This window comes from Methyloferula stellata AR4 (assembly GCF_000385335.1).
GTDB classification, from domain to species: domain Bacteria; phylum Pseudomonadota; class Alphaproteobacteria; order Rhizobiales; family Beijerinckiaceae; genus Methyloferula; species Methyloferula stellata.
The window spans coordinates 562,868-576,584 of the sequence record NZ_ARWA01000001.1 but is presented as its reverse complement, the minus strand read 5'-3'; the positions used below and the strand labels follow the sequence as shown (position 1 = coordinate 576,584).

The window sequence follows — 13,717 nt, the reverse complement described above, 5'->3', positions numbered from 1 at the left end:
CATCGTGCTGTTCAAAAACCTTTGGACATGATGGCGCGAAATCTCAATGCCGGGACGAGTGCCTCTCGTTGTGGCGAGCCAGGAGCGGGCATGGCTTTAACAGATGCAGCGAACTTAAACGTGTCGAAACCGGTTCGAGTGGATGGCCTCATGGCCGTTGCGACTCTGGCGCTTGTCGTGGCTGCTGGCGCCGGTTTTGCCGCGCCGCTTCCCGCGAGCGCCTTCGCCGCGGCGCTTTTCGGCGCGGCGGGGCTCGCGGTTTTGCATATCGCCGCCACCGGACGCCGGCCAGCTCCGATGGAGAGTCTGTTTGATGTCGTCATCATCGGCTTTCTGGCCGCGATGCGCGACGACAGATTGGCGATCTGGCAAATCCCGACGCAATGGCACGACTTACTCGGCCTGACTCCGGCCGGTTTCGCGGTTGTGTGCCTTTTCTATTTCCTCGCATCGATCCATGTGGAGTTGCGGGCACGCCGGCATTTGTCGTGGCGCGAAAGTCTCGCGATCCTCCTCACCCCAATTCTTTTCAACCTCGTCCTGTCGCTGAAAACCGCCGCACTGATGCGCGAGATCGGCTATGCCGCGACCTTGCATATGGCCTCGAACTCCATCTGCATCGCGCTCGGCCGCATCCTGGCTCTCGTTGTCTTGATCGAAACGATGGTCGGTCTTTTCGGATTGATCATCATGGGACGCGTGGCGCGGACGCCACGGCTTCATGCCTTATTGGTTGGCACCGCCGTGCTCGCGGCCTTGACGCCGATCATCGCCAATCTGCCGCAAGCCATGCCGGGCTTTGGCTCAACGCAGATCCTCGTCGCCGTCGCGGCCGCGGCTTTGGCGCAGGCGGGCCTTTGGTGTCTTACCTTTGTTTTGACGGGCGTTGCCATGGATGCCTTGCGCGGCGCGCCGCCGACTTTCATCAAAGCCTATTTTCACGCCAAGGACGGCTTTCTGAAAGGCGCGATCTACGGCGGCACCTTCATGTTCCTGCTGCTGGTCGCGGCCTTGACCCTGCGCCAGCCAGGCTTCACCGGGCTCGTGTCGCAGCAGCCTTTCCTTGTCGCCGCCGTCGGCGGCATGCTGCTCTATCCGCTGATCCAGACGCTCGTTGCGAGCGCCGATGGGACGCCGCCCTTCTTCGGACGGCTCGCGGTCAGCTATCGCAGTCCGCGCGCCTATTGGCGCGGCCTTGTCGCTGGGCTTGGCGTCGCGCTCGCCTTCGCATCGAATCTGAGCCATGAAGATGGCGGTATGCGGTTTCTCGCCGCGTTCGTGATCGGCGCGCTCGCCTATGGCGGGGTCGATTTCTTCTACGATCTTGCCATGCTGGTCACCCGCCGCCGCAAGGTCTTGGAAGGCTGGCAGCCCTATGTCCTGGGACTTGCGCTCGGCGGCTTCGTCGCCGGTGCGCTCGGCTGGTATTTCGACGCCCCGCAAATCGACGTGGTCGTTGCGAAATTCTGGGCCTATACTGATCTTTCCTACAGTGCTGCCGGACGGCCGGTGAATGATTTCACGGTCTATCCCTGGTTCAGCAAATGGGGCATGCTCAATCTCGGCCAGGTCGGCGGCGGCGTGCGCCTTTTCTTCGATGAATCGCTGTCGGGCGTCATCAATTGGTCGATCGCGGCGCCGCTCTTCGGCATTAATTTCTTCGTGCTCGAGGCCGCCTTCAGGCGCAGCCTCTCGCCCTTGAAACGGCTCGCGAGCGGCGAAGGCTTCATCGGCCTTGTCGAGCAGACGGTCCGGGTGCTGCGCTGGGGCCTTTGGATGGCCCCGATCATCAATTCCTTCCTGCGGCAATCGCCCGTGCCCTCCTGGTACAATCAGGATGGCGCGGTGCGTACGATTGCCGCCACCACGATGAATATCGTCGAGACGCCGACCGATTTCCGGAGCTGGAGCCTTTCGATCTTCACCGGACTTCTCGCCTATGATTGGCTGAGGGTTCTGATCTGGTTCGATCATATGGGCCTGCGCGTCGCGACGCTGGTGAACCTCACCTTCGTCGGCGGCGATCGCGCCGACGAAGCGGCGGCCCGTTTCGTCGGCCATTCGGCCCGCGCGCGATTCATCCCGGAAGGTATAAGGCGTTTTGCGACTTGGACGCCGCTTCTGATCCCCTTCTACATTCCGCGCGGCGCCGCATGGGATACGGCCTGGACCGGCGCCGAGCGGCTGCGCGCCGCCGATGTGCCCTTTCCGCTTCCGGTGCTCCAGCTCATCGGCTTCTATGCGGGCGCCGGTCTCGTCGCCGGTCTTGTGGCGAGCCTTATCGTGCGTCACTGGGGCCATCGCGGCGCGGCGATTGCGCCAGCGCTGCCCTTCGTGCCGGAAGCCGTTTTGCAACCTCGCGGCCAATTCGAACTGTCGTCGGGCTTCATGCGGCTTACTTTGCAGCCGGACGGCCGCGGCTTTACGCAGATCGAAGGCATGGTGCGCGGCGGTCAGGGCGTGGATATAACGCGCCGCCTCACCGATCCGCTGCAATTGCGCGGGCCTTTCTTCTATCTCCGCGATATGGCCCATCAAGCGGCATGGAGCCTCGGCTTCGAGCCGATGCAGATTGCGAGCGTCGATTATGCGGCTTCGCAGCCGAAGCCTAATCTCATCAAGCTGTCCAACCGGACGCAGGGAATAGACGCGGAAGCGGAGGTCTCGCTTTCCGACGACGCGCCGGTTGCGATCTGGCGGCTGCGTCTGACCGATTGGTCGGGCCACGCCCGGCATCTGCGGCTGACGAGCTACCGCGAACTCGCCTTGCATGAGCCGGGCTCCTATGTGCGCGATCCGGATTTCAACGCGATGCATGTGCAGACGTGGTTCGTAAAGCCGCTCAACGCGATCTTCGGCCGCAACCGGCTGCTGCATGACCATCGCACCGGCCGGATGTCGCAGGAGATTTTCTTTCATGCCGCCTTCGTGCAAAGCGGCAATGGACGTCTGTCCGGCTATGAGGATTCGCGGACCCGGTTCATCGGCTCCGGCACGGTCCGCGATCCCGATGGGCTCGGCGCCGGAAACCCGCGCGATCCCGACGATCAAGGCTCGCTTTATACGTTCGATCCCGCCGCGAGCCTGACTTTGGACATAGCGCTCGAAGCGCATGGCACATGCGAGCTTATCTTTATCGACGGTCATGCGGCGAGCGAGAGCGCCGCCGCTGCGCTCATCGCCGATCAGTTCGGGCTCGCGCCTTTGGCCGATCAGGAACTCACGGCGCTTCTTGCAAGGCCGCGGGCGCCCGACATGCCGCGCAAGGCACATGACGCATGGCCTTTCGCCTTCTCGGACGCGGGCAAAGCGCTCCACCTGACGCCGAAGACGCCACGGCCATGGGCACATCTTCTGGCCAATCATCACGGACATGGCGCCGTCGTTTCGAACGAAGGCGAAATCCATTCCTTCGCCGGAAACGAGCGGCAGAATGCGCTGACGCCTTACAATCTTGAATCCGTGCCCGTCTCGATTCCGGGCCAATTGATCTATGTCGTCGATCTTGAAACCAATGAGGCTGACACGGCAGGCTTCGTGCCTTTCCGCCGCGCCGATGCGCGCTACGAAGTGACGTATGATTTGGGAACGGCGCAATTTCGCTGTCTGCGCGACGCCGTCGAATTGGAATTGACCGTCTTTACGCCGCCGGAGGAAAAAGCGGGTATCAGGCTTCTCACCTTGCGCAATCCGACCGGTCACGCGAAGCGCTTCCGCATCGTGCCCTATTTCGAGATCGTGCTCGACGAAAACAGTCTCGCGAGCCGCGGCCAGATCCAAACAGAGCGCGACGAAGAGACCGGCACGCTGCTCTTCTCAAACCCGACAAACGATTTCCGCAAGGGTTGGGCCTTCGCCGCGACGAGCCTGCTCAACCCGGCAACCGAAGTAATGCGGCCGCGCTTTATCGGGGGCACGGGCCGTGATCTGACCAATCCCATCATGGTGGAGACGGGCAAGCCCGACGCGTCCTGCCGCACCGACGGAACCCGGGTCGCCGCCTTCGCGGGTGTCGTCGAGGTTCCGGCGCAAAGCGCCATCGACATTGTGGTCGTGCTCGGTCAGGTTGAGACGCGCGACGAAGCCTGCCGGACGGCGATGCGCCTGAAGGATGTCGCAGTGGCACAATTTGCCTTGCAATTGACGCGCGACACTTGGGCGAAACGCGCCGGCAAGATTCATATCGAGACGAACCAGCCGGAGTTCGACCGGCTGGTCAATTATTGGCTGCCCTATCAGATTCTCACGTCGCGCCTTTGGGGCCGCACCGGCCCGAACCAGCGCGGTGGCGCCTTCGGGTTCCGCGATCAATTGCAGGATGTCCTGCCGCTCGTCTTCTCCGATCCCGCGCTCGTGCGGCGTCAGATCGTGCTGCATGCGGGACAGCAATTTCCGGAAGGCGACGTTTTCAAATGGTGGCATGAGGCGCCGAACGGCGAAACGGGCCTTGGCCAAAGGACGAGGGCGTCCGATCCGCATCTCTGGCTGCCCTATGTCCTCACGCGCTATATCGATGCCACCGGCGACTATGGCGTGCTCGATGAAAAGCTCGCCTATCTCGATGGCCCGACCATTCCAGACGGCGTGATCGATCTCGTCTTCGCCGCGCGCCCGTCGCTCGAGGTCGGCACGGTCTATGATCATTGCCGCCGCGCGATCGATTATGCTTTGACGCGGTTCGGATCGCATGGCCTGCCTCTGATCGGCACCGGCGACTGGAATGACAGTATCGACGTTGCCGGCCTGCATGGGAAAGGCGAAAGCGTCTGGCTCGGTTTTTTCCTGCACGATGTTCTCGCCGGATTCGTGGAGCTTGTCCGCATGCGAGAAGGCGAAAAAGCCGCGGCGAATATTCATGAGGTCATGAAGGAATTGAAGGGCTCGCTCGATTCCGTCTGGTTCGGCGACCGCTATCCCCTGGCTTTCGACGATTACGGCAATTGTTTCGATGTCGCGAGCGCGATGACGGCGGCCTGGCCGATCCTCTCGGGCGCGGCCGGTTTCGAACGCGGGCGCCGCGCACTCGAAGAGGCGTTGCAGCATCTCGAAAAGGATGACCGCATTCTGCTCGTGACGCCGCCTTTCGACGAGCATTCGGCGCCTTATCCCGGGCGCGTTGTCGAATATCCGCCGGGCGTGCGCGAAAACGGCGGCCAATATTCGCATGGCGTGTCCTGGGTCGTCGACGCCTATATAAAGCTGGCCGAAAAGGCCAAGGCGGATGGCGAAGCCGTGCTCGCCGAGAAGCTCACTGCGCGCGCCTTTGCCTGTTGGGTGAAAATTTCGCCGATGGGCAAGACGGACGGCGAGAAGCTCGCGGTCTATGGCTTGGCGCCGCATCAGCAACCGGCCGATATTTACGACGGTCCCGGTTATGAGGGGCGCGGCGGCTGGAGCTGGTACACGGGATCGGCCGCGCGCATGCTGTCGGCTGCCTATGCGATCCTCGGTATCGAGATGAAGAACGGCGAGATCACCGTGAAGGATGATCTCTTCGCGCCGAAGGGATCCTTGCAGGTGAAATCGATCAGCATCGATGGACGGGTGAATAACAAAGTTTAGCGATGATAATCCAACCCTCGCCCTTCGAGACGCGTGCTGCGCACGCTCCTCAGGGTGAGGGTTGGGGGAGCCCTCATCCTGAGGAGCGCTCCGTTAGGAGCGCGTCTCGAAGGACGAGGGCTTCAAGCATTGCTGTGTTTTCGAACAACTCAGATCAAATAGATCCGGTCGGGCAGATCGTTGGTCGGTGCAGCGCTGACCGGAAAATGCTCGGCGAGCACGCCGGCGCATTGCTCCAAGGCGGCGATGAAACCGTCGGCGATCCTCTCTTCGCGCATATGCGAAATGAGCGCGTCGATTGCGCCGCGCCAAACCGACTGATCGACTTTCGCGGTAATGCCCTGATCGGCGACGATGCGGGCATAATGTTCTTCGAGCGAGACGAAGATCAAAACCCCGGCGCGATTGGCTTTGCGCGACATGCCGCGGATCATGAATTGCTCCATCGCGGCGCGATGGGCGCTAGCGCGCTGCACCGGCCGCGGCACCAAAAGACGATGTATGGCAGGCACCGAAAACAGGACATAAAGACCGAGGAATAAAAGCAGCTGGATGAGCAGGACCCGCTCGACGGACAGCGCCGTCAGAGTGACGAGGAGCCAGGGCGCGATGAGCGCTGCCAGTGCCGACCAGGCGAGCGGATAGACCGCGTAATCGGACGACGACTTGGCGAGCACGCAGACGATCTCGCCCTCGGTTCTGGCTTCGGCCGCGCGGATCGCGGCACCGATGCGGTCTTGATCCTCTTTCGTCAGAACCATCACCAATCTCCCGAGGCGCCGCCGCCGCCCGACGATCCGCCGCCGCCGGAAAAACTATCGTCCGACCCGCCGCCGCTCCATCCCCCGCCGCCTCCGCCTCCGCCGCTGCCGCCGCTCAGCAGCATTCCGGCGATAAAGGAGAGAATATCGCTGCGATGCGAGGAGCGCAGGATCAGGATGACGATGATCACGATGACGATGAGCGCGATCAGCGGCGTATATTGATCGGTCTGGCCTTGCTTGACGGCCCGCAGCTCCGGCCGTTTTTCCCATTCGGAGGAATCTGTCGTCAGCACGGTGATGATGTCGTCGACGCCGCGTTCGATGCCGGCTCCATAATCGCCGGTCTTGAAACGCGGGATCATCGCATTGGTGATGATCACCTTGCTCAGCAGATCGGTCAGCGTGCCTTCGAGCCCATAGCCGACTTCGATGCGGGTGCGGTGCTCTTTCGGCGCGACCAGCAGAAGCACGCCATTATTCTTGGTTTTTTCGCCGAGTTTCCAGGTACGAAACAATTCGTTGGCGTAAGGCTCGATCTCCTGGCCATCGAGCGAGGCGACCGTTGCGACGACGAGCTGAATGCCGGATTTCTGTTCGAGATCCTTGAGCTTCGTCTCTATTGCCGTGCGGGTCTGCGGCGGGATCACATTAGCCTGATCGACGATGCGTCCGGTCAACGCCGGAAAATTTTGTGCAAGGCTCAAGCCGCAAAAACCGACAAGCGCCAGGATCGCAAGGATAAGCCAGCGCGGCGGCGCGTGCCGATCTGTTACGACCGGCGGTCGCCGCTCTGCCGCCCGTTGCGGGATCGGGATCATTGTCTTTTAGAACTTCACTTGAGGCGGCGTCTGCGCGGCGTCATTGGCGGTGAAGTCCGCCATCGGCTTATTGCCGCGAAACACGGTCGAAGCCCAAAGGATGCCGGGGAAGGTCTTGAGTTCGGTATTATAGGCGCGCACCGCCTCGATATAATCGCGGCGCGCGACGGCGATGCGGTTCTCGGTGCCTTCAAGCTGCGATTGCAGGGCCAAAAAATTCTGGTTCGATTTCAAATCGGGATAATTTTCGCTGACGGCCAGAAGCCGGCCAAGCGCGCCCGACAATTGCGCCTGGGCATCCTGGAACTGTTTGATCTTGTCCGGATCGGTCAATTGCGAGGCGTCGATCTTGACGGAGGTCGCCTTGGCCCGCGCCTCGACGACTGAGGTCAGGACGTCCTTTTCCTGCTTGGCATAGCCTTGCACGGTCGAGACGAGATTGGGAATGAGATCGGAGCGGCGCTGATATTGGTTTTGAACGTCGGACCATTTCGCCTTCGCCTGCTCCTCAAGCGTCGGGATCGTATTATAGCCGCAAGCCGAAACGCTCAGGCTGACGAGAACGACCGCAAAGAGCGAACGCAGACGGGAAAAGGTCAAGCTCATGTATCAGTCCTTTTGAGTTCGGATCGGCCGCGCTTCGGCCTGAAGATTTAATCTTTGAAGAACGATTTCGTGGGGTCTTTCGAAGAAGATCGATGCTTTATCCGAGGGTCAAGGTAAAGCGTCTCGTAGGAGGAGGAAAGAGCGCTTTCTCAAGAGAATATAGGGTCTGGATGATAGGCCCGTGTCACATCGCGATTGCGGTTGAGCATGCTCAATGCGGCCTTTCCAAAAGTGGTATCGATGCTATCACAAGCTCATGAACTCACCCCGAATTGAAGTGCGTGTCGCGCGCTTATCACTACCTATGTGTCTCCGACGAACCCTGGGTATTCCTTGGCACCTAACTGGCACCTGACATGAAACCTTCGCTTCGACATTTCATTCCGACGGGCGTTTTCGCGGCCGCGCTCGCGGCTGGCACGCTTGCGCTCTATGCCGAGCCGCAGGCCGATACGGGTCCGAAAGGTGTCGTCGAATTATTCACGAGTCAGGGCTGTTCGTCCTGTCCGCCGGCGGACAGGCTGGTCAGCGCAATGGCCCGCAATCCCGGCCTGATCGCGGTCTCCTTTCCCGTCGATTATTGGGACTATATCGGCTGGAAGGATACTTTGGCTTCACCGCATTTCACGGCGCGGCAGAAGGCCTATGCTTCGGTTCGTGGCGACGGCCATGTCTATACGCCGCAAATCGTCGTCGATGGCCGTTCCGATGTGGTCGGCAGCGATGAAGACGGCGTCAAGGAAGCGATCGACGCCAACAAGGGTAGCGGCGGGGCGCTTACCGTGCCGATGCGGTTGAAAGATGCCGCCGGCACTTTGCATATCGAATTGGGCGCCGGCACGGGCGATCTGGCGCGGACTTCCGCCGGCGTCTTCATCTTGCGCGTCGCACATACGCGCACCGTGACGATCGAACGCGGCGAGAACAAAGGCCGCAGCATCACCTACACGAATGTCGTACGCGCCATGCGCAAGATCGGCGAATGGCACGGTGAGGCGGCGAGTTTCGACGTGACCGAATTGAAAGCCGAAGACGAAGGCTATGTCGTATTTCTCCAGCAAGGCACGCTGGAGCAACCGGGCACAATTCTCGCCGCAGCCAAGAGCACCGGCCTCTAGCGGCCCGCCGCCGTCGGCCCCCCTTGATCGAGACCGCAAACCCGTCTGAATTTTGCCGAGATCGGCGGCTTAATGCTTTTTGAACGCGAGCGGTGGATTTCTTTCAAGAGTCCACGGCTCGAGGATTTCAGGTTATAGGATGCCTGTCTTGCCCAGTTGCAGGTCCTCTCGCCTTCAACGGCCGGCAGGGAGTATTATTGTTCTATGATTCGCATGCACGCCTTGGCGCTTTCAGGCGCATTTGCCCTTATTTTTGGTTGCTTTTGCGCTGCGACGGCGGTGGCCGCGCCAAGCAATACCACCAGTACCAAGACGACAGTCGCCAAGGACAGCAAGGCCAAGGACACTAAAGCGAAGTCCAAAACCGACTCCAAGAAATCCGACGGCAAGAAAAAAGACGCGAAGGACAGCGACCACAAGGGCGGGGCAAAGCCCGTCCAGGTTGGGAGTTTTGGCGACTGGGGCGCGTTTCTGGCGCAGAGCGGCAAAGAAAAAACCTGCTATGCGCTTGCGAGCCCGAAAGACCGGGTGCCATCCGGCCTGCCGCGCGATCCGGCCTATGTCTTCATTTCCAACCGGCCGGCGGAAAATGTCCGCAATGAGATCTCGATCATCATGGGCTTTCCCATGAAGGACGGCGCCGAGGCGCGTGCCGAAGTCGGCAATCTTGGCTTCGATCTCGTCGCAAAAGGCCCGAATGCATGGGTCAAAAACCCCGCCGAGGAAGGCCAATTCATCGAGGCCATGAAGAAAAGCGCCAAACTCGTGGTCAAGGCGCCCTCGATAAAGGGCAATGTGACGACCGACAATTATTCGCTGACCGGCTTCTCGCAAGCCCTCGACAAGGTGCAGAAGGAATGTCCCTGAGCATGATCCCGAAAAGGTGCAGGCGTCAATTTTGATCCCGGTTCAGGGCCTGGGTCAGTGCAGCGTCGGACCGCTCAGATAGGGTTTGGTCGCCAGTTTTTCCCATTCGCCGGCCATCCGAAGGAAGTGAGCCTTTTGGTCGGGCTTGGACACATCCTGAGCCAAGCCCCTACACTGCGCGGCCAGGCGCAGGCACTCCAGAGCGTGATTTTGTAGATCTTGCGACTTGGACATAGTGACCGCCTGACATTCTGATGAGCGCGGCGCATTCCGGAAAGTCCGTGGCGAAATGGATTGAACCCACTTAAGCAGCTTCTGCAAGCGCCGCTTTATCTGATTCTGGAGCCTATTTGCGCGTTCCTCGGCATTGTCGAGAACACCGGCAAGTGTTTGCCGCAACGCGCTATTCATGCTCCTTAAGCCGCGAGAGGTTCGAGCGCTCATTAATGTGCTGTTTAGGTCGTCTGGTTGCATCTGCGTAAGATCGCGGCGCGTGCCGATACGCGTCTTCCAGGAGGCGTATGCAGGAACTCGCTCGCGCGCGATGAGCATCATCCTATGTATCTGGCGGAATTCTTGGTAGAGGCCGAGCCGGAACCGTCAGAAACCGTACATTTCGGATTTATGGGTTGTGCTCCGGCTCGTTCCGGCGCTACGTCGATCATCGCTTGGAAGTGATTAGGGCCTCAGCGGCAGAGAGAGACGTAAGCTCCCGCCCCAAAATGATGGGACGGTCATGTCTCCCCCGGATCAGGGCACTCTGCGAAATCGGCTATTGGCCGCTCTTTCGCCGGACGATTACCGGCTTGTTCAACCGCACCTTGAGCCGCTTGTGTTAGAGCGCGGTCACGTCCTCGTTCATCCCAACCAGCCAAACAGCCATGTGCATTTCCTCGAAAGCGGCCTTGCTTCGCAGATTGCCGTAACGCTGGATAATCGGAAACTGGAGGTGGGAATCTACGGCCGGGATGGCATCGGCCCGACCTCGAGTATTCTCGGCGTCGATCGCACGCCGCATCAGCACATCATCCAGATGGAGGGGGAAGGGTTTTTGATCGCCGTCAAAACCTTTGCTCTTATTCTTGAGAAGAGCCCGGCTCTTCGCGCCTTGCTCATGCGCTATATTCAAGCCTTCACGATTCAAACCGGCTACACAGCACTCTCCAATGGCAGCGGAGTCATTGGCGAACGCTTGGCCCGCTGGCTGCTCATGTGTCACGATCGAGTGGATGGTGATGATCTGACCATTACCCACGAATTTCTCGGCATCATGCTCGGTGTGCGCAGGTCCGGCGTGACAGACGCGATCCATATTTTGGAAGGCGTGAATATTATTCGTGCGACACGGGGCAAGATTCAGGTGCTCGATCGGGAGAGATTGGAAGAAACAGCAGGCGACAGCTATGGCGTCCCCGAAGCCGAATATCGAAGGCTCGTCGGCTCCTTCGACTGATGGGAAAATGGCGCGTCAAATTCGCCTTTCCCAGCTCGGAGGATCTCTAAGGCTGTGCTCTCAAGCTCCGCTAGCGCTCGTATTGCGGAGGAAGAAGCCGGGGCAAGTCATTATCCCGCGGCGCTTTCGTTCAATCGATTCCTCAGCCGTATCGCAATGCAGCAGGCCCTGAACCTGGCGGCGTGTCGCCCCGTTCTGAAAGGTTGTCTAAGCCATAATGGCTTGATTTCACGCCTATAATTGTTTCAATTGGCGTTCCGCCAGATGCGCGGGTCGATCTTTCCCGTCCATTTGAGTTCTTGCAGCGCAACACGACGCTATTTGACCAAAGGACAAGATCGCGGCGCTTGTTCGCGTCTCTGTGGCCCCGCATAATGGACAGTGAAAGCGCGCCCGAAATCCGAGTTTCAAGAGCGCCGCTGCGGGAGGAAGCTATGTCTGACACAGTGCATCCGGTCACGGCCGATTGGCAAAAGCGCGCTTTTATCGACGCGGCGAAATATAACGTCATGTATGCGCGTTCGATCGCCGATCCCGAAGGTTTTTGGGCTGAGGAAGGCAAACGCATCGACTGGATCAAGCCCTTTACGAAAGTGAAGAACACCAGTTTCGGTCCGGGCAATGTGTGGATCAAATGGTTCCAGGACGGCACCACCAATGTCGCGATGAATTGCCTCGACCGGCATCTCGCAACCCGCGCCGATCAGGTGGCGATCATCTGGGAGGGCGATGATCCGAAAGATCAGAAATTCATCACCTATAAGGAATTGCACGAGGCGGTGTGCCGCCTCGCCAATGTCCTGAAGGCGCATGGCGTCGACAAGGGTGACACCGTGACGATCTACATGCCGATGATTCCGGAGGCGGCTTACGCCATGCTCGCCTGCGCACGGATTGGCGCGATCCATTCGGTGGTGTTCGGCGGCTTCTCACCGGATTCGCTCGCCGGCCGCCTCATCGACTGCAAGTCCAAAGTGATGATCACATCCGACGAAGGTCTGCGCGGCGGCAAAAAAGTCCCGCTCAAATCGAACGCCGACGAGGCGATCAAAAAAGCCGACGACATCGTCAAGACCATGATCGTCGTCAAGCGTACTGGCGGTGCGATCTCGTGGGTCGAAGGCCGCGACATCTGGTATGACGACGTCGTCCCGCAGGCCTCGGCCGATTGTCCGCCGGTCGAGATGAATGCCGAAGACCCTCTGTTCATTCTTTATACGTCCGGCTCGACCGGCATGCCGAAGGGTGTCCTGCACACGACCGGCGGCTATCTGGTCTTCGCGTCGATGACGCATCAATATGTTTTCGACTATCACGACGGCGATATCTATTGGTGCACGGCCGACGTCGGCTGGGTCACCGGCCATAGCTATATTCTCTATGGACCGCTCGCCAATGGCGCGACGACGCTGATGTTCGAAGGCGTGCCGAATTACCCATCCGTGTCGCGCTTCTGGGAGGTGATCGACAAGCACAAGGTCAATATTTTCTATACGGCGCCGACGGCCATCCGCGCCTTGATGGGTGCCGGCGACGAGCCGGTCAGGAAAACGAGCCGCGCCAGCCTGCGGCTGCTTGGCTCTGTCGGCGAACCGATCAATCCGGAGGCCTGGACCTGGTACTATCACGTGGTCGGCGACGGCCGCTGCCCGATCGTGGATACGTGGTGGCAGACCGAGACGGGCGGTCACTTGATCACGCCGCTGCCGGGCGCAACGCCGCTGAAGGCCGGCTCGGCGACGTTGCCCTTCTTCGGGATCCAGCCGGAGATCGTCGATAGCAATGGCGTGGTGCTCGAAGGGGTTTGCTCAGGCAATCTCGTCATCGCCGATTCCTGGCCGGGCCAGATGCGCACCGTTTTCGGCGATCATGAGCGCTTCGTGCAGACTTATTTTTCGGCCTACCCTGGCAAATATTTCACCGGCGACGGCTGCCGCCGCGACGCCGACGGTTATTATTGGATCACCGGGCGGGTCGACGACGTCATCAACGTGTCGGGTCATCGCATGGGCACGGCGGAGGTCGAAAGCGCGCTTGTCGCCCACATCAAAGTGTCCGAGGCAGCCGTCGTCGGCTATCCGCACGACATCAAAGGGCAGGGCATCTACGCATATGTAACCTTAATGAGCGATGCCGAAGCCACGGACGAGTTGCGCAAGGAGCTCGTTGCCTGGGTGCGCAAGGAAATCGGACCCATCGCTTCACCCGATATTATCCAATTCGCACCCGGCCTGCCGAAAACGAGATCGGGCAAGATCATGCGCCGCATCCTGCGCAAGATCGCCGAAAACGAGTTCGGCGCTCTCGGAGATACATCGACTTTGGCGGACCCGACCGTCGTCGACGATCTCATTCGCAATCGCCCCGCAGGTTAATGCATAACCTTAAAAAGCCGCACCCTTTCGGGGTGCGGCTTGGATGTAACGGATACAGAGCATATTAACTCAAGTTGAGGTTTTCACTCGGCTTTATCCGCACCCTTGGTATTGTTCAACCTAGTGACGCGAGCATCGCGTCCGGTTGTTTCAT

9 protein-coding genes are annotated in these 13,717 nt (G+C 59.9%); 5 read left to right on the top strand and 4 right to left on the bottom strand.

Going from position 1 to position 13,717, the window contains the following annotated elements:
- Nucleotides 1-150 precede the first annotated feature (150 nt).
- Nucleotides 151-5,562 carry a GH36-type glycosyl hydrolase domain-containing protein gene (locus tag A3OQ_RS0102835; RefSeq protein WP_161607291.1) on the top strand — a complete coding sequence of 1,804 codons (5,412 nt, stop codon included), beginning with the start codon at nt 151-153 and terminating at the stop codon, nt 5,560-5,562.
- Nucleotides 5,563-5,711: 149 nt separating this feature from the next.
- On the opposite strand, the gene A3OQ_RS0102830 is transcribed toward A3OQ_RS0102835, so the two are convergent.
- Genes A3OQ_RS0102830 through A3OQ_RS0102820 form a run of 3 tightly spaced genes read right to left on the bottom strand, consistent with a single transcriptional unit; the run spans nt 5,712 to nt 7,750 of the window.
- Nucleotides 5,712-6,323, bottom strand: a complete 612-nt coding sequence (locus A3OQ_RS0102830) for a TPM domain-containing protein (RefSeq protein WP_020173839.1) — start codon at nt 6,321-6,323, stop codon at nt 5,712-5,714.
- Nucleotides 6,323-7,144 (bottom strand): TPM domain-containing protein, encoded by an 822-nt coding sequence (locus tag A3OQ_RS0102825; RefSeq protein WP_020173838.1) that lies wholly within the window; start codon nt 7,142-7,144, stop codon nt 6,323-6,325. Before A3OQ_RS0102825 ends, A3OQ_RS0102830 begins: the two co-directional genes overlap by 1 nt.
- A 6-nt stretch (nt 7,145-7,150) precedes the next feature.
- Nucleotides 7,151-7,750: a LemA family protein gene (locus tag A3OQ_RS0102820; protein WP_020173837.1), complete on the bottom strand. Its 600-nt coding sequence runs from the start codon at nt 7,748-7,750 to the stop codon at nt 7,151-7,153.
- Between the two features lie 356 nt (nt 7,751-8,106).
- Between A3OQ_RS0102820 and A3OQ_RS0102815 the strand changes: the two genes are divergently transcribed.
- On the top strand, nt 8,107-8,868 hold the full coding sequence (locus A3OQ_RS0102815; RefSeq protein ID WP_020173836.1) for a DUF1223 domain-containing protein: 762 nt from the start codon (nt 8,107-8,109) through the stop codon (nt 8,866-8,868).
- Between the two features lie 204 nt (nt 8,869-9,072).
- Nucleotides 9,073-9,735, top strand: coding sequence for an invasion associated locus B family protein (locus A3OQ_RS0102810; protein ID WP_020173835.1), 663 nt, complete (start codon nt 9,073-9,075; stop codon nt 9,733-9,735).
- A gap of 54 nt (nt 9,736-9,789) precedes the next feature.
- Here the strand turns inward: A3OQ_RS0102810 and A3OQ_RS0102805 are convergent, their stop codons facing one another.
- The gene (locus A3OQ_RS0102805) at nt 9,790-10,290 is read right to left on the bottom strand and encodes a hypothetical protein (protein ID WP_020173834.1); all 501 of its coding nucleotides are present in this window, start codon (nt 10,288-10,290) and stop codon (nt 9,790-9,792) included.
- Nucleotides 10,291-10,510: 220 nt separating this feature from the next.
- Between A3OQ_RS0102805 and A3OQ_RS0102800 the strand changes: the two genes are divergently transcribed.
- On the top strand, nt 10,511-11,188 hold the full coding sequence (locus A3OQ_RS0102800) for a Crp/Fnr family transcriptional regulator (RefSeq protein ID WP_020173833.1): 678 nt from the start codon (nt 10,511-10,513) through the stop codon (nt 11,186-11,188).
- Nucleotides 11,189-11,622: 434 nt separating this feature from the next.
- Nucleotides 11,623-13,563, top strand: coding sequence for an acetate--CoA ligase (gene acs / locus A3OQ_RS0102795; protein ID WP_020173832.1), 1,941 nt, complete (start codon nt 11,623-11,625; stop codon nt 13,561-13,563).
- Nucleotides 13,564-13,717 lie beyond the last annotated feature (154 nt).

Coding starts and splice junctions, on each gene's coding strand:
- A3OQ_RS0102805 (WP_020173834.1), bottom strand. CDS start 10,290: ATGATGCTCATCGCGCGCGAGCGAGTTCCTGCATACGCCTCCTGGAAG.
- A3OQ_RS0102820 (WP_020173837.1), bottom strand. CDS start 7,750: ATGAGCTTGACCTTTTCCCGTCTGCGTTCGCTCTTTGCGGTCGTTCTC.
- A3OQ_RS0102810 (WP_020173835.1), top strand. CDS start 9,073: ATGATTCGCATGCACGCCTTGGCGCTTTCAGGCGCATTTGCCCTTATT.
- acs (WP_020173832.1), top strand. CDS start 11,623: ATGTCTGACACAGTGCATCCGGTCACGGCCGATTGGCAAAAGCGCGCT.
- A3OQ_RS0102835 (WP_161607291.1), top strand. CDS start 151: ATGGCCGTTGCGACTCTGGCGCTTGTCGTGGCTGCTGGCGCCGGTTTT.
- A3OQ_RS0102825 (WP_020173838.1), bottom strand. CDS start 7,144: ATGATCCCGATCCCGCAACGGGCGGCAGAGCGGCGACCGCCGGTCGTA.
- A3OQ_RS0102830 (WP_020173839.1), bottom strand. CDS start 6,323: ATGGTTCTGACGAAAGAGGATCAAGACCGCATCGGTGCCGCGATCCGC.
- A3OQ_RS0102815 (WP_020173836.1), top strand. CDS start 8,107: ATGAAACCTTCGCTTCGACATTTCATTCCGACGGGCGTTTTCGCGGCC.